This is a genomic window from Hymenobacter sp. DG01 (assembly GCF_006352025.1).
In the GTDB taxonomy this organism is placed as follows: domain Bacteria; phylum Bacteroidota; class Bacteroidia; order Cytophagales; family Hymenobacteraceae; genus Hymenobacter.
The window spans coordinates 1,329,503-1,343,543 of the sequence record NZ_CP040936.1; the positions used below are offsets into that span (position 1 = coordinate 1,329,503).

A 14,041-nucleotide genomic window follows, 5' to 3' on the forward strand; every position below is an offset into this window, starting at 1 on the left:
TGCATGAACCTTCGCTACTCCAGTCTTCTGCTGCTTTTCGCCGCCGCGGCCTGCGGCCGGGAAACTTACTTCCAGCCCGATGCCCGGGTGGATTTTGCCACGCCCCTCCCCCCTGCCGCCGACAGTGCCCGCGTAACGGCCGGCCGCCATTACCAGCGCGGGGTGCCGGGCCGCCTGCTGCTGGGTACCCACCACCGACCCAGCTGGACGCAACCCGTTACCCTACCCGTGCTGCACCCCCAGCGAGTAGTAGCGGGCGGCTTGAAATTCAGCAAGATGGGCGGCGGCTTCCAGACTACCAGCGTGACACTGGTAACCCCTGAAGGCCGCAACTACGCCCTGCGTTCCATCGACAAGGACCCCTATCGTACCCTGCCCAAGGTACTGCGCCAGGGCTTCGTGCTGACGGCCGTGCGCGATGCTACCTCGGCTGGCATGCCTTACGGGGCGTTTGTGGTCCCGCCCCTGGCAGAGGCCGCCGGGGTTCCCCATACTTCCCCGCGCCCTTTCTACGTCCGGGCCGATGAGGTAGGGCTGGGCGATGCTTCGGAGCGGTTTCAGGGGAAGGTGGTGCTGCTGGAAGAAAAATTTGAGGGCAAACAGAACATCTTCGGGCCGGTGGCCGGGGCCACGGCCCTGGAAGAATCGGATGATGTGCTGGCTGAGCTGTACGCTACCCCTGGCCACAAGCTGGACGGAGAGGCCTTTCTGCGGGCGCGGCTGCTGGACATCTGGCTGGGCGACTGGGACCGGCACGAGGGGCAGTGGAGCTGGGCCGCCTACCCCCAGCCCAGCGGCCAAACCTTATGGAAGCCCGTTCCCCAGGATCGGGACCAGGTATTTTTCCGGTTCGACGACGGTTTGGTGCCCTGGTTGGTCAGCAAGCTGGTTAGCAAGTTCCGCACATTCGGGCCGCGCTACCAGAGCACCGAGGGGTACACCCGCAACGCCAGCTTCATTGATGAGCGGGCCCTGGCCGAGGTAAGCCGGCCCGCCTACCGCCGCATCGCCCTCGACCTGCAGGCCCGCCTCACCGACGACGTAATCCGGCAAGCCGTTCGCCAGGGCCTGCCGGCTGAAGTGTACCAGAAAGAGGGCCTGAAGATGGAAAACGCCCTCCGAGCCCGCCGGGCTAAGCTGCCGCAGGTAGCCGACGAGTTCTATGCCCTGCAGGCGCACCATGTAGTGGTAGCCGGCACCGACCAGAATGAGCGGTTTGTGGTGGAGCGCCGCTCCGATACGGCCACCGTGGTATCGGTGTACCAGCTGGCCAACGACAAAAGCCGGAAAACGCCCTTGCTGCTCTACCAGCGCAGCTTCAACCCTACCGACACCCGCACGGTAGCCCTACATGGCCTGCAGGGCAAAGATGAGTTTGTTGTGTCGGGTCAGGTGCGCCGCTCGCCCTTCCTGGACATTTATGGCGGGCCCGGCTCTGATCTGGTGCAGGATTCTTCGCGCGTGGCCGGCTGGCGCAAGCGCACCCGTTTCTACGACACACGCCGCAACAATGAGCTGGAAATCGGCCCCGAATTCAAGGACCGCACAGAGCACAGCGTTAAACCGCACGCCTTCGACCGTGACGGCTCGGGGCGGTAAATGGTGAGGTGGTGAATGAGTAAGTGAGTGAAGTGTCCTGGCGAGGAGGCACGACGAAGCCATCCGTCCTGACCACCGTGCTACCCCTTTAAGATGTGACAAGCCCTTACCTCCGTGCTGGAGGTAAGGGCTTGTTTATTTAGCAGGCTTTGAGCAAATCAGAGGAGGGATGGCTTCGATGCCCTCGCCATGGCACCTCATCCATTCACGGCGTCACCACTTCATTCCTCACTTCGCGGCTTCCAGCTCCTGGAGCATTTCCAGCACCATGTGCTCGGTGGGAGTCAGCAGGTCGTTTTCGGCGGGGTCGGCGTCGTGGCGGCGCAGGTAGTCGATGAGCTGGTCGGAGTTGAAGAGCTCTACTACCTGCGGGTGGATGTAGTATTTGGAGCAGACGCTGGGCGTATTGCCCAGGTTCTCGGCCACGTCCTTCAGAGCCCGTTTCAGCGACTTGGGCTTCGGAAACGCAGGCTCCTCATCAATGACCCGCTCCAGAGCTTCCACCATTTTCACGGTGCCGCCCCAGGTGCGGAAGTCTTTAGCCGAGAGGTTCATGCCGGTTACCTCGTGCAGGTACTCGTTCACGTCGCCCGATTCCAGCTCCTCGCGGTGCCCATCGGGGGCGTAGTACTGGAACAGGTGCTGGCCGGGTATTTCCTTGCACTTCTGCACCAGGCGAGCCAGCTTCCGGTCATGAATGGTCAGGTCGTGGGCTACCCCCTTCTTTCCCACGAAGCTGAAGCGCACATCGGCCCCGCTCACCTGCACGTGCTTGTCGCGGAGGGTGGTAAGGCCGTAGGTTTTGTTTTTCTTGGCGTACTCTTTGTTCCCGATGCGGATAAACGACTGGTCCATCAGGGTCAGCACCAACGCAATAACCTTGCGCTTATCCAGGGCGGGGCGGGCCAGATCTTTGTGCAGCTGCTGGCGCAGCTCGGCCAGTTTTTCGCCGAAGGCCCGCAGGCGGCTGAACTTGGTGAGGGCCCGGGCCTGGTCCCAGGCGGCGTGGTAGAGGTACTGCTTGCGGCCCTTGGCGTCGCGGCCGGTTACCTGCAGGTGGCTGTTGGGTGAGGGCGAAATCCAGACCTCCGTCCAGGCCGGCGGAATCACGAAGCCACGGATGCGCTCCAGCGTTTTCTCATCTTCTACCGGCTCACCCTTGGCCGTGAGGTAGCGAAACTCGCCCGTGGCGCTAGCCTCGCGGGTCAGGCCGGGCTTGGTATCCGTGAGGTAGCGCAGGCCGGCCAGCTCGGCCTGGCGGGCGGGGTCCTTGTAGAGGATGTGCGCTTCTTCCAGGGGCTCGAGCTTCATTTTGCGGGTTTTGGGGCGGGCGGTGGCGGTAACAGACATAGTTCAGAGTCGAAAGGCCGCCCGCTACACTGGCGGGCGGTTTTCTCTCTACGCAAGCTGCCCCCGAAATGATGAGGTTGCCCGGCAGGCTAGGATGCTGCTGGCAGTCTGTCAGCTCAGCCGGTGGCGCTGCCGGCCGGTTTTGGTTGCTCAAAATGCGGTTTGTTGCGGGCAGGACCAGAGGCCGCGCGGGTACTTTTTCCGGCTGATACTCCGAGGGGTATCTTCAGGAAAACCGCTTTGGAGCGCGCTAAAGTAACATCCCGCGCAGGAGTACCGTTAGGAGCCTGCTGGTTCTGGCATTATTTTTTCCAGGGGGCCAACATCATCTTTCTTTCCGTACATCCTTTTTCTCCGCGTTTTATGCGTCGCTTTCTGCTCAAACCCTGGCTGCTTCTCGGCCTGCTAGCTTCTCTTGGTACCTTTGCCTCCTGTTCGAAAGACGGCGACGGGGTTCTGCTGTTTTCGGTGGAGGACGATAAAGCCCTCGGCCAGAAAGTAGCCGCCGAAACCGATTCTACCTTCCGCGCCAAAGGCCAGCTGCTGGAGCCCGGCAGCAACCCCACCGCTTACGCGGCCCTGGGCCGCATTGTAACGCGGGTGCTGGACAGCGGCAAGCTTCAGTACCGCAACGACTTTCCCTGGGACGTTAAGATTATTCGCGACGACCAGGTGCAGAACGCCTTTGCTACCCCCGGCGGCCACATCTACGTGTACTCCGGCCTGATCAAGTACCTCGACAATGAAACTGAGCTGGCGGGCGTGCTGGGCCACGAAATTGCCCACGCCGACCGCCGCCACACCTCGCGCCAGCTCCAGAGCCAGTACGGCATCAGTGTGCTGCTGAGCTTGCTGCTGGGTGAGAATGAGAATACCCTGGTGGACGTAGCCGCCAGCCTGGGTCAGCTTAAGTTCAGCCGCGACTATGAAACTGAGGCGGACTCCTACTCGGTGGAGTATCTGAACGGCACCAACTACTACGCCTGCGACGGGGCCGCCGGCTTCTTTATCAAGGCCGAGAAAGAAGGCCAGGCTGCTACCCCTGAGTTCCTGAGCACCCACCCCAACCCCGGCTCCCGCATCCAGAACATTCAGAGCAAAGCCGACCAGATGGGCTGCCGCAACCGCACGGCGGGGAGCACTGACTTTAACACCCTCAAAAGCTCCCTGTAAGAGTATCAAGCTGCTTTACGCAACAGGCTCCCGGCGCTGGCCGGGGGCCTGTTTTGGTTTCGGGAGCGGGCAAATTCCCTACCCCACGCAACACCTCAAGGCCCGGCCTGCGTAAGGAAGGCTTCGTTTCTGCTTTCTTTACGCCCGATGCCTCTACTCGACAAACTCAGCAGCTGGGCCGAACGGGCCGATGATGCCCTAACCCGCGCCCGCGCCCGCCTAGGCCTGCTCCACCCGCTGCAGCTGCTTTCCTACCGCAGCTATGGTACTCCCGGCCGCCTCTACGTGAAGGGCCGCCTGCTCACGGACAAGGGCATTGGCGAGCCTGACCCCACCGACTCGCGCTGGCACAACCTGCTGAACATGTACCGCCGCTTCGACAGCAACGAAATCGGCGGGGCCCAGCTGCAGGTGCGGCCCGTCGATGGTTCGGAGCACTTGGTGGTAACGGATGAAGAAGGTTACTTCACCCTGAACCTGGAGCCGAAGGCCCTGCCCGAGCCTATTGATTTTCTGTGGTACCCCGTGGATGTGCTGCTCCGGCAGGCCCCCGCGCCCTTTCCTACCCCCGACAAGCTCGATACCAAGGCTCTGGTCCTGATTCCGCCGGCTGATGCGGAATACGGTATCATTTCGGACCTCGATGACACGGTTATTCAGACCTCGGCCACGGATTTGCTGCGCATGGCCCGCACGGTGCTGCTGCGCAACGCCCGCTCCCGCCTGCCCTTCAAAGGCGTGGCTGAGTTTTACCGGCAACTGCAGTTGGGGCGCAACGGCAAGCGCAACAATCCCTTTTTCTACGTCAGCAGTTCGCCCTGGAACCTGTATGATCTGCTGGAGGACTTTCTGAGCCTGAATAATATTCCGCCCGGCCCGCTGCTGCTGCGCGACATGGCCCTCAAGCGCAAGCAAAGTACCGATGCCTCGGAGCACCACGGCCACAAGCTCAAGGAAATCCACAACCTGCTACTGACCTACCCCACCTTGCCCTTCATCCTCATCGGCGACTCAGGCCAGGAAGACGCCAACATTTACCGGGAGGTAGTGCGCCGCCACCCCGGCCGCATTCTGGCCATCTACATCCGCGACGTAAACCGCCCCGACCGTGCCGCGCTGGTGGAGCAGGTTTCCGAGGAGCTGCGCTCTGATAAGGTGGAAATGCTGCTGGTGCAGGATACAGTGCAGGCCGCCCGCCACGCCGCCTCTACCGGCCTGATCTTCCAGGAGGCCATTCCGGCCGTGGAGCAGGAAAAACAGAAAGACGAATCGGCGGACGACGATACGGAGCTGGATGGACAAGGTACCGGCGAGCCGGTTATGCAGTAGTAGTGGATGCGCCGTCATGGTGAGGCGGTAGCTGAACCCATCCGCCCTGATCAATGCCCTACCCCCTGAAACGTGACAAGCCCTTACCTCCGTGCTGGAAGTAAGGGCTTGTCTGTTTAGCAGGCTTTTCACAGAGGTGAGGATGGATAGTTTCGGCAGTGACTTGAGGCGCCACATGCTCGCCATGACCAATCACCAGTTCACCATCTCATCAGTTCACTACTTAACTGGAATGGTCGGCCACCACGACCCATTTGCCGGCAATGCGGCGGCATACTAACAGGAAGTGCCCCTGCAGGTCGCCCTGGGTAGGGCGGGCCAGGTGCCAGCGCCCGATTACGTGGGCAGCATTGGGGCTGAGGGGCTGAATGCGCAGGTTGCTGAAATCGAGCTGCCCCATGGCGGCTGCATTGGGGTAGCTGCGCTGGTAGTTGGTGAGGGTAGGCTGCCAGCCGTAGGTCAGGCCGCTTTTGCCAATAAACACCAGGGAATCGTTTTGCCAGTAGCCCTGCATAAAGCCGGCAATATCGCCGCGGTTCCAGGCGGCGGTTTGCGTCTGGAGCAGCTGCGCTATGTCGCGGCGGGCCTCGGCCGAAGCGGCGGCGCTGAGTGGCTGGGAGCTGCTGCAGGCGCTGAGCAGCGGAAGGGCAAGGAGCAGAAGAAGGCGTTTCATGCCCGGAAGATAGAAGCCAAATGGCAAGCTACCCCACCGCCAGCGGCACAGGCACCGCTCCGCTTAGCGGTCCATCAGCTCGCGCACGTAGGCCGTGCCGCCCAGGCGGCGCATGTTGCGCATTACGCGCTGCTGCTTGGCGCGGGCCTGTGGGCCGGGGTTGGCAGCCCGGAACCGCAACGGGTTGGGCAAAACGCCGGCCAGGAGGGCGGCTTCGGCCGGGGTCAGGCGCTTGGCTGGTTTGTGGAAATACTGTTGGGAAGCAGCTTCGGCCCCGAAAATACAGTCGCCCATCTCGGCCACATTCAGGTACATCTCCATAATGCGGCGCTTGTTCCAGAGCAGCTCAATGAGCAGCGTGAAGTAGGCCTCGGCCCCTTTGCGGATGTAGCTCCGGCCCGACCACAGGAACACGTTTTTGGCGACCTGCTGCGAGATGGTGCTCCCCCCGCGCAGCTGCTTGCCTCCGCTCAGGTTTGACTTGGCCGCTTTCAGCAGAGCATCACCATCAAAGCCGTGGTGAATCAGGAAACGCTGGTCCTCGGCGGCCACCAGCGCCAGGGGCAGGTGAGGCGACACCTCATCCAGGGTCTTGAAGTGGTAGCTGATGCGGCGGTCCTGCTCCCGGATGCCGTGGTAGCCCATCCCGACGGGGGCATGGGCACGGCGGTCCAGCATCAGCCAGGTGGCCGGCGGGCTTACCCAGCGGTAGAGCAGCACCCAGGCAATGGAAGTCAAGAATAGCGCGGCCACTACTTGCAGGGCTACCCGCCCCACGCGGCGCAACGTTTGCCGGTAATCCGTCACGAAATCAGCAACTAACGTAAGATGAAAAGCCGAAGCCCGGGGCTTCGGAGGCAAAAGTAGCAGATTTTAGCCCCCAGGCGCGGTTCGGGCCCGGGGCCACAGACATTTCCTCGCTTTTTTGGTTATCTACCCATGACTCGTCCGCTGGCCCTGTTTCCGCTGAACCTGGTTGTGTTTCCGGGGGAAAAACTCAACCTGCACATTTTTGAGCCCCGCTACCGCCAGCTTGTGCACGACTGCGAACAGGAAGGCATCACCTTTGGTATTCCCTCCTACCTCAACAATCAGGTAAGCACCCTGGGCACGGAGATGAAGCTGGTCAGCGTGGAGAAAACCTATCCTTCGGGCGAAATGGATATCCGGACCCAAGCCGTGGGCGTGTTCCGGATTCAGGAATTCTTTCGCCAGCTACCCCAGAAGCTCTACGCCGGAGCCACTGTGGAAGACGTACCTGACGACCTCACGCCCGACCCCGCCCTGCACGAGCGTACCCGGGGGCTAGTTCGGCAGTTATATAGTATTCTGGGGCTACAGCGGCTGTTTCTGGAGCTCCCTCCCAATTTTCGGGTGTACGATATTGCCCACCACTTGGGCTTCAGCACCGAGCAGGAGTACCAGTTGCTGGAGGCAACTAGTGAGGTAGAGCGGCAGCAGCTGGTGCTGACTCATTTGCTGCAGATTCTGCCTGTGCTGCAGGAAACCGAACGCCTGAAGGAGCGGGTGCGCCTGAACGGCCACTTCAAAAACCTGACGCCGCCTTCTTTCTAGGCAGCCTGCAGCGGGCGAAGCGTGCCTTTTTCTTCGCCCCCATTGAGCAGGCCTCGTATAGCCCACGTATAACCTGACGCCGTGCCCGACCTGACGCTGCTTTTATATGGAAGTGCATCCGTAGCCCTGCTGCTGCTGGGCTGGCTGCTGTGGCGTTTCTGGCAGGAGCGGCAGTACCGGCGGCGCCCCTACGTGGCACCAGCCCACAACGACTGGGCCCGGCAGCCCCTACCCCCGCAGTCGCCCCTGCACCGGGTAGCCCTGCTCGGCGACCCGGGCGCCGTGGCTACCGATGGCACCGACCCCATTCTGAACCTGCTGAAAAGCTGGCAGCACGATACCGGCCCGGCCGGCACCATCATTATCCTCGGCGACAATGTGTACCCGACCGGCCTGCCTGCGGCCGGGCACCCCGGCCGGGCCGCTGCCGAAGCCCGCTTTACCAGTTTGCTGACCACGCTGGGTAGCTTTCCGGGGAATGTGGTTTTCCTCAGCGGCAACCACGACTGGAACAAGGGCCGTCCCGATGGCTGGGAATATCTGCGGCGGCAGGAGGCTTACGTGCGCGAGCATCTGCCCACGGCCCACTACCTCCCCCCCGATGGGCACCCCGGTCCCGTTACCCTGCAGCTGACCGATGGCCTGCTCCTGATTGTGCTCAATACCCAGTGGTGGGTGCAGCGCGGCCCCCGGCCGGCCGCCGATGCCAAAGAGCCTTTCCGGAAGCTGCGCCGGTTGCTGCAGGCCAATCGTCATCAGCAGGTGATAGTGGCGGGCCACCACCCGCTGTATTCCAATGCCCTGCACGGCGGCAAGTTCACAGCCAAACAGCACGTGTTTCCACTTACTACCGTGCACAAGCAGGCCTACGTGCCGCTGCCCGTTATCGGCTCCTTGCTGCCGCTGTACCGGAAGGTAGTGGGCGCCGCCGAGGACATGGCCCACCCCCGCTACCGCAAAATGCGCCGGCGTCTGCTACGGGTACTGCAGGAGTTTCCGGGCGTTGTGTACGCCGCCGGCCACGACCACAACCTGCAGTATTTTCAGCACAAGGGGGGGCATTACCTGGTTAGTGGCTCGGGTAGCAAAACCGCCTTCGTGCAGAAGGGCGGCCGCGCCACTTTTGTGCATGAGCACAAAGGATTTTTCAGCCTGGAGGTGTATGCCCCGGGCGAAACGTGGCTCCGGACGCTGGAGCCCGGGCAGACCGAAGAAGTGTTTCGGCTGCGCCTGGAGCCGCCAGCGCCTGCTCATCCGGTTTTGCTACCCCTGCCCGCTACGGTAAGCCAGCTAGCCGCGCCTTCCGGCCAGGCAACCGGCAACGGCTTACGCTGAGGCAGGCGGCCCGAGAATGCGCAGGCTCCGAGGATCAATTTCTACTTCCACGGGGGTAGGCAGCTGGCAGGGTTCCCCATCTATCTGAACTAGTACTTCCGTTTGACCCGGCACGCTAATGCGGGCACGCCGGCAGCACAGGCGCCGGGTATAGTCCGAAACGTCAAAATCGTTGGTGTACAGGTGGTAAAGCAGCCCGGGGGCGGCCAGGTTGGGAAAGGGCTCGATCAGGCAGATTTCAAACTGGCCGTCATCCAGCTCACTATCCGGGTTAATGATGACGTTGCTGCCGAAGGTGTTGGCGTTGGCAATGGTTACCATAAACGCCGGGCCTTCCCAGGTTTCCTGGTCGGTTTCAATATGATAGGTAGCTGGTTGGTAGCTGGCGTACTCCTGAGTGGCAATGCGCACGTAGGCACCCGGCCCGCGGGCATCACCCTGGTCGAAGCGTTCCACCACCAGGGCATTAAAGCCCAGATCGGCCAGGTGAGCCGAGAACTTGCCCCCTACCCGCAGCGTGTCCACGGTACGCAGCTGGTAATCCCAGGTAAGCCGCAGGGCCTGCTCTACCTCCTGCGGTATGCCCAGGTCCTTAGACAGGCCATTGCCGGAGCCCAGCGGGATGATGCCCAACGGTATTTCGCCGCCGGCCAGCGCCTCGGCCACCAGGCTGGCGGTACCATCGCCGCCGGCCGCGAAAACGGCATCGAAGGAGTGCGCGGCCAGAAAACGGCGCAGGCGGCCTAGGTCATCGTCGCCGCTGGTGTGAAAAAAGGCCGCCACGCGTCCCCGCTCCTGGCAGTAATGCCGGATGGTGGTTTCCAACTCCGTTTTATCAATGTCCCCGGATATGGGGTTGAGCACAAAAAGCAGGTGCCGCAGCACAGGACAGGCAAGGGGTGGCATGGCAGGCGAAAACTAGGGTTCAGGGTCTTTACGGGGGTAGCCTTTCCGGAAACAGGCTAGGTATAAAACAAGCATAGCCGACTCTAAGGTCGGCTATGGTACGCACTTTTGGCGAGGCGGGTACTAGGGTTTCAGGTTGCCGGGCAGGCCTTGGGGGTAATCTTCGGCTATATCGCGCTGCAACTCCTGAATGCGGTTGCCGGGGTTAGGGTGAGTGCTCAGGAACTCGGGCGGGCCACCGCCGTGGTTGGACTGCTCCAGAATTTCCATTACCTGAATCATGGACCGCGGGTCGTAGCCGGCGGCCGGGGTGAAGTCAACGGCGAGCCGGTCGGCCTCCAGCTCGTCCTCGCGGCCGTAGCGCAGCGTAAGCAGCTTACCGACCATCGCCGCCGCGGCTGCGCTGGCCATGGTGGCGGGCCGGTCGGGGTCGTAGAGGCCGATGGCGGCGGCGCCGGTCAGGCCCTGGGTCAGGCGCGACTTGGCAATCTGCTCGGCTGAATGTCGGCCTACCACGTGCCCGATTTCGTGGGCCAGCACGCCGGCCACCTGGCCTTCGGTTTTCAGGTTTTTCAGCAGGCCGGCCGTAATAAACACCTGTCCGCCGGGCAAGGCAAAGGCGTTAATCGTGTTTTCGTCGGCCAGCAGGTGAAACTGAAACTTGTAGGGGCTCTGGCGGACTTTGGTGCTCTGCACAATTTGCTGGCCAATCCGCTCGATGGCGGCGCCGGCCTGGCGGTCGGGGTGAATACCGCCGTATTGCTGGGCCATTTCGGGGGCGGCCTGCAGGCCCAGGGCTATTTCCTGGTCGGCCGACATATCCACGTGCTGCACTTCGCCGGTCACTTCGTTTTTCTGCGTGTTGCAGTAGTACGGGATGAACGCGAAGGCTGCCATGACCAAAGCAATTATATATCGAAGGCTTCCTCGCATGGTTAGGGGTAGGGAAAAGGGAGTGAAACAAGCTAAAAAGGGGCCGGGTGGCCTCTATGGCCTTGTAACGCGAAGCCTACGGTAGGGTTGTCGGAGCGGGTAGAACCCAAATCTGGCCACTCCACGTATCAGTCACTATTCCGGCCCGCTTACCTGGCGGGCTATTCCCCTCCACTGCAATTTCTCTCCTCATGAATCAGAAACGCACCTTTGGCAGCATCCTCACTGTCCTGGGCATCCTGGGCATTATTGCCGGCGCCCTGGCCTTCCTCCAGATCGGGGGGTTGGGCCTGAGCAAGATGAATTCGTTTGTACCGTTCGTAATCGGGCTGATTTTCTTTTTTGCCGGCATCAACCTGGTTAAAACCACCGGCGACCGGGCCTGACCCGCTCCCGGTTCACCCGGGGGTACCCCACTAGCATAGCCAAAGCCCCACCAACTGGTATAGCACAGTTGGTGGGGCTTTGTGATGTTTTGAAATCGAGGGCGATTCTATCCTACCTGCCCGAGCAGGCCCTTGCTACGGGCAAAACCTAGCAGGGCCGGGTCCAGGCTTAGCCAGTTGGAGCGGTAGCCGGCCTGGGTAGGTCCGTTGGCGAAAAGCACTGTCCCGCCTTTTATCGTCCGGATAATGGCAGGCGTTTCCTCCACGGGCAATGCCGGGCAGCCCTGGCTGCGCCCCAGCCGCCCGTGCTGCCGAATGAACTGCTGGCTCACGTAATCGGCCCCATGCACTACCACGGCGCGACTGAGGGCATTGGTGTTATAGCCGGCATCTACCCCATGCAGCTTCAACGACAGGCCGTGCTTGCCCTGGTAAGTAGCCCCCGTGACGTAGAAGCCCAGGCTGCTCATCTCCGAACCTTCGCGGTTCGAGAAATTCCGGGCCAAATCCTCGCCCGTGTACTTGCCGTGCGCTACCAGGGTGTGGTGCAGCAGCTTTCCTTTGGCTACATCCAGAATCCAGAGACGCTTTTGCGTGCTGGAGCGACTGAAATCAATAATGGACAGCACTTGGGTGGGGGCGCTGGCGGTGCCCCGCTGCTGCAGATGGTAAAAGCCAATCAGGGCACGGCGGTACACATCCAGGGGCAGGCCGGTGGCACTCAGGCCGGCCTGAGCGTAGGACAAGGCTACGTGCTGCTCAAAAGCGGCCATTACAAACGCTTTTTCCGGTCCGCTAAGGCGGGTGGTTTTGGCAACGGTGGCGGGTATCCGCCCGGTAGGCGGCGCGGCTACCACCGGAGTAGCTAGGCTGAGGGCGGTAAGCAGCAACCCGGCAAAGCGGGTAAACACATTCGTCATCGGCTAATTCAGTCGGGGCGAAGTAAATTGCGGAGGCATTGGGCCGCTAAGCGGCCCTGGGCAAATCAAAAATAGCTCTTTTCATTCACTACCCTCCGGGGGCCTAACTCTTTGTCTGTGCAAACCGTTCCCTCTTTCCTTCGGCGCTTCGCAGTCATCTTGGCGGTAGGAGCACTAACCGCCAGCTGCGGCCACTCCCTACCCGGCCTTCCGGGCTTCAACTCCGAAGCCTGGCGTGCGGATGCGTACGGCTGCCAGAGCCAGCGGGCGGCCCAGCTTCCGGTTCTGGAGAAACACCGCAACGAGCTTTACGGCGCCCGCGTCAATGATGTAACCCGCCTGCTGGGCCACCCCGACGAGGAAGAGTTGGGCGAGCAAAGCGACAAAGTGTACATCTATTACGTAACCACCGGCCTGCAGTGCGCCCCCGGACACCCCCGCACGGCCCGCGGCCGGGTACTGCTGCGCAGCGGCGCCACGGGCACTATCACGGAAGTTATCCTTCCGGTATTACAGGCCCAATAAGGCCCACCCCACCGGCACCCCTCTTACACACGGGGCTGGAACCCTGATAAAAACGAGAGGCCGCGCCATACAATATGACGCGGCCTCTTGGGCTTGAAAAAGTAAATAGGCGGCTTAGCCCAGCCCTCCCTCGTTGGAGTTAGCGGGCGGGGTAGGCACGGTGTCTCGCTTTTGCTCCTCCCGGAACAGGCTCAGCTGCGAAGGCGTCAGGATGCGGCTGCATTCGGCTTCATACTGCGCCTCCAGCTCGGCCATTTTGGCGTTGCGCTGCATCGGGTCCTCCTGATACTGCCACTGAATTTCCTCCAGTCGGGCCAGCTTTATCTTATTTACTTCGCGCAGCTTAATAAACTGAGCTTCATTCAATTGAAGCTGAGAGCTCATCTGCCGGGTAACTTCCTCTACCCGCTCCACGGCTACATCGGGGGCCCCGGGGCGCTCGGCATACCGGTCCCGGCGTTGCGCCACCGAAACGGTGCTCAGAATGGCAACAAGCAGAAAGGTGAGTACTGAAGTTTTCATATGAAAACGGAAAGCATGCAGGTATAAAGACTAAGTGCTGAGTTAACCAACATTTCCCAAGAAAAATTCAGCCCCTCTGCCCTTTTGTTAATACAAATATATACCAAAAAAAGCACAACAACAGAAACTCACTATATTTTTTATATAATTTATTATAAAAATAATCATGTATATTTATCTACTTCTATATAGCTAGGTATCAAAAGAGCGGACCCGCCGGGCCCGCTCTTGATTTAAGGCATGTGGCAGCGCCTACTCAATGCCCGTGATAGGCTTGTGGTCGGGGCTCTTGTAGTACTGCATGGCTACCAGGGAGATAATCACGCCAGACATGGCTCCCTGCAGGATAATTGCCAGGAAGGCAATGGTTACCGAAAGGTCGAACCCAAACAGATCCTCGGCGCGGATGCCTTCCATAATCTGGCGGTTAAGCACACCCGCATACACAATAAAGAAGAGGGCAAACACAATGGAGGCTACCAGGGCCGTAATGATGCCCGTGCCGAAGCCATGCAGGTAAGGCATGCGGTCCTGGCGGAAGCGCTTGTAGTTTACGATGGCCATGCACACGCCAATGGCCAGTATTACTCCGTTCAGGAAGCTGAACTCGATGCGTTGAACCAAGCCCGTCAGGGAAGCAACGATAAAATATACAATCATGCCGACCGATGTAAACAGGCCGTAGCGAATGCCATTGGTTTCGGGCGTAATGTGCGAAGTAGCCATACGGAAAGAAGGTGTTGGGAAAGATGGACAATCAAGGATGCTGACCGGCGGGGAACCAGCCTCGCAGATACAAGTGTTTTACCTATGCT

15 protein-coding genes are annotated in these 14,041 nt (G+C 60.9%); 7 read left to right on the forward strand and 8 right to left on the reverse strand.

Annotated features, from left to right (window positions below; genetic code table 11):
* The first annotated feature begins 3 nt into the window (after positions 1 to 3).
* Positions 4 to 1,599, forward strand: a complete 1,596-nt coding sequence (locus FGZ14_RS05650) for a hypothetical protein (RefSeq protein ID WP_139922062.1) — start codon at positions 4 to 6, stop codon at positions 1,597 to 1,599.
* Positions 1,600 to 1,827: 228 nt separating this feature from the next.
* Here FGZ14_RS05650 and FGZ14_RS05655 read toward each other — a convergent pair whose 3' ends face one another.
* Positions 1,828 to 2,949 (reverse strand): DNA topoisomerase IB, encoded by a 1,122-nt coding sequence (locus FGZ14_RS05655; RefSeq protein ID WP_139922064.1) that lies wholly within the window; start codon positions 2,947 to 2,949, stop codon positions 1,828 to 1,830.
* Between the two features lie 363 nt (positions 2,950 to 3,312).
* Between FGZ14_RS05655 and FGZ14_RS05660 the strand changes: the two genes are divergently transcribed.
* Together FGZ14_RS05660 and FGZ14_RS05665 are read left to right on the forward strand one after the other, a co-directional pair.
* Positions 3,313 to 4,122 (forward strand): M48 family metalloprotease, encoded by an 810-nt coding sequence (locus FGZ14_RS05660; RefSeq protein ID WP_139922066.1) that lies wholly within the window; start codon positions 3,313 to 3,315, stop codon positions 4,120 to 4,122.
* Between the two features lie 147 nt (positions 4,123 to 4,269).
* Positions 4,270 to 5,451 (forward strand): App1 family protein, encoded by a 1,182-nt coding sequence (locus FGZ14_RS05665; protein ID WP_139922068.1) that lies wholly within the window; start codon positions 4,270 to 4,272, stop codon positions 5,449 to 5,451.
* A gap of 223 nt (positions 5,452 to 5,674) precedes the next feature.
* Here FGZ14_RS05665 and FGZ14_RS05670 read toward each other — a convergent pair whose 3' ends face one another.
* A complete protein-coding gene (locus FGZ14_RS05670; protein ID WP_139922070.1) occupies positions 5,675 to 6,124 on the reverse strand; it encodes a DUF4440 domain-containing protein in 450 nt (149 codons plus the stop codon).
* 63 nt (positions 6,125 to 6,187) lie between these two features.
* Positions 6,188 to 6,985 carry a monofunctional biosynthetic peptidoglycan transglycosylase gene (mtgA, locus tag FGZ14_RS05675; RefSeq protein WP_308217169.1) on the reverse strand — a complete coding sequence of 266 codons (798 nt, stop codon included), beginning with the start codon at positions 6,983 to 6,985 and terminating at the stop codon, positions 6,188 to 6,190.
* 78 nt (positions 6,986 to 7,063) lie between these two features.
* On the opposite strand from mtgA, the gene FGZ14_RS05680 reads away from it, so the two are divergent.
* Both FGZ14_RS05680 and FGZ14_RS05685 read left to right on the forward strand, forming a co-directional pair.
* Positions 7,064 to 7,699 (forward strand): LON peptidase substrate-binding domain-containing protein, encoded by a 636-nt coding sequence (locus FGZ14_RS05680; RefSeq protein ID WP_139922072.1) that lies wholly within the window; start codon positions 7,064 to 7,066, stop codon positions 7,697 to 7,699.
* A gap of 81 nt (positions 7,700 to 7,780) precedes the next feature.
* Positions 7,781 to 9,034 (forward strand): metallophosphoesterase, encoded by a 1,254-nt coding sequence (locus FGZ14_RS05685; protein WP_257883351.1) that lies wholly within the window; start codon positions 7,781 to 7,783, stop codon positions 9,032 to 9,034.
* Here the strand turns inward: FGZ14_RS05685 and FGZ14_RS05690 are convergent.
* Complete coding sequence (locus FGZ14_RS05690) at positions 9,026 to 9,940, reverse strand: diacylglycerol kinase family protein (protein WP_257883352.1); 915 nt, start codon at positions 9,938 to 9,940, stop codon at positions 9,026 to 9,028. The two genes, FGZ14_RS05685 and FGZ14_RS05690, sit on opposite strands and share 9 nt — an antisense overlap.
* Before the next feature lie 123 nt (positions 9,941 to 10,063).
* Complete coding sequence (locus tag FGZ14_RS05695; RefSeq protein ID WP_257883353.1) at positions 10,064 to 10,837, reverse strand: M48 family metallopeptidase; 774 nt, start codon at positions 10,835 to 10,837, stop codon at positions 10,064 to 10,066.
* A 227-nt stretch (positions 10,838 to 11,064) separates the two neighbouring features.
* Here FGZ14_RS05695 and FGZ14_RS05700 point away from each other — a divergent pair, with 227 nt between their 5' ends.
* The gene (locus FGZ14_RS05700; protein WP_110979162.1) at positions 11,065 to 11,259 is read left to right on the forward strand and encodes a hypothetical protein; all 195 of its coding nucleotides are present in this window, start codon (positions 11,065 to 11,067) and stop codon (positions 11,257 to 11,259) included.
* Positions 11,260 to 11,366: 107 nt separating this feature from the next.
* Here the strand turns inward: FGZ14_RS05700 and FGZ14_RS05705 are convergent, their stop codons facing one another.
* Complete coding sequence (locus tag FGZ14_RS05705) at positions 11,367 to 12,179, reverse strand: murein L,D-transpeptidase catalytic domain family protein (RefSeq protein ID WP_139922076.1); 813 nt, start codon at positions 12,177 to 12,179, stop codon at positions 11,367 to 11,369.
* Between the two features lie 117 nt (positions 12,180 to 12,296).
* On the opposite strand from FGZ14_RS05705, the gene FGZ14_RS05710 reads away from it, so the two are divergent.
* The gene (locus FGZ14_RS05710; protein WP_139922078.1) at positions 12,297 to 12,704 is read left to right on the forward strand and encodes a hypothetical protein; all 408 of its coding nucleotides are present in this window, start codon (positions 12,297 to 12,299) and stop codon (positions 12,702 to 12,704) included.
* Positions 12,705 to 12,818: 114 nt separating this feature from the next.
* Here the strand turns inward: FGZ14_RS05710 and FGZ14_RS05715 are convergent, their stop codons facing one another.
* Together FGZ14_RS05715 and FGZ14_RS05720 are read right to left on the reverse strand one after the other, a co-directional pair.
* On the reverse strand, positions 12,819 to 13,226 hold the full coding sequence (locus tag FGZ14_RS05715; protein ID WP_139922080.1) for a hypothetical protein: 408 nt from the start codon (positions 13,224 to 13,226) through the stop codon (positions 12,819 to 12,821).
* A 252-nt stretch (positions 13,227 to 13,478) separates the two neighbouring features.
* The gene (locus tag FGZ14_RS05720) at positions 13,479 to 13,952 is read right to left on the reverse strand and encodes a DUF4199 domain-containing protein (protein WP_139922082.1); all 474 of its coding nucleotides are present in this window, start codon (positions 13,950 to 13,952) and stop codon (positions 13,479 to 13,481) included.
* Between the last annotated feature and the right edge of the window lie 89 nt (positions 13,953 to 14,041).

What these genes read in the sequence shown, in the direction of transcription:
- FGZ14_RS05670 (WP_139922070.1), bottom strand. Translation starts at nt 6,124, where the DNA reads ATGAAACGCCTTCTTCTGCTCCTTGCCCTTCCGCTGCTCAGCGCCTGC.
- FGZ14_RS05695 (WP_257883353.1), bottom strand. Translation starts at nt 10,837, where the DNA reads ATGGCAGCCTTCGCGTTCATCCCGTACTACTGCAACACGCAGAAAAAC.
- FGZ14_RS05680 (WP_139922072.1), top strand. Translation starts at nt 7,064, where the DNA reads ATGACTCGTCCGCTGGCCCTGTTTCCGCTGAACCTGGTTGTGTTTCCG.
- FGZ14_RS05705 (WP_139922076.1), bottom strand. Translation starts at nt 12,179, where the DNA reads ATGACGAATGTGTTTACCCGCTTTGCCGGGTTGCTGCTTACCGCCCTC.
- FGZ14_RS05715 (WP_139922080.1), bottom strand. Translation starts at nt 13,226, where the DNA reads ATGAAAACTTCAGTACTCACCTTTCTGCTTGTTGCCATTCTGAGCACC.
- FGZ14_RS05665 (WP_139922068.1), top strand. Translation starts at nt 4,270, where the DNA reads ATGCCTCTACTCGACAAACTCAGCAGCTGGGCCGAACGGGCCGATGAT.
- FGZ14_RS05660 (WP_139922066.1), top strand. Translation starts at nt 3,313, where the DNA reads ATGCGTCGCTTTCTGCTCAAACCCTGGCTGCTTCTCGGCCTGCTAGCT.
- FGZ14_RS05650 (WP_139922062.1), top strand. Translation starts at nt 4, where the DNA reads ATGAACCTTCGCTACTCCAGTCTTCTGCTGCTTTTCGCCGCCGCGGCC.
- FGZ14_RS05655 (WP_139922064.1), bottom strand. Translation starts at nt 2,949, where the DNA reads ATGTCTGTTACCGCCACCGCCCGCCCCAAAACCCGCAAAATGAAGCTC.
- FGZ14_RS05720 (WP_139922082.1), bottom strand. Translation starts at nt 13,952, where the DNA reads ATGGCTACTTCGCACATTACGCCCGAAACCAATGGCATTCGCTACGGC.
- FGZ14_RS05690 (WP_257883352.1), bottom strand. Translation starts at nt 9,940, where the DNA reads ATGCCACCCCTTGCCTGTCCTGTGCTGCGGCACCTGCTTTTTGTGCTC.
- FGZ14_RS05700 (WP_110979162.1), top strand. Translation starts at nt 11,065, where the DNA reads ATGAATCAGAAACGCACCTTTGGCAGCATCCTCACTGTCCTGGGCATC.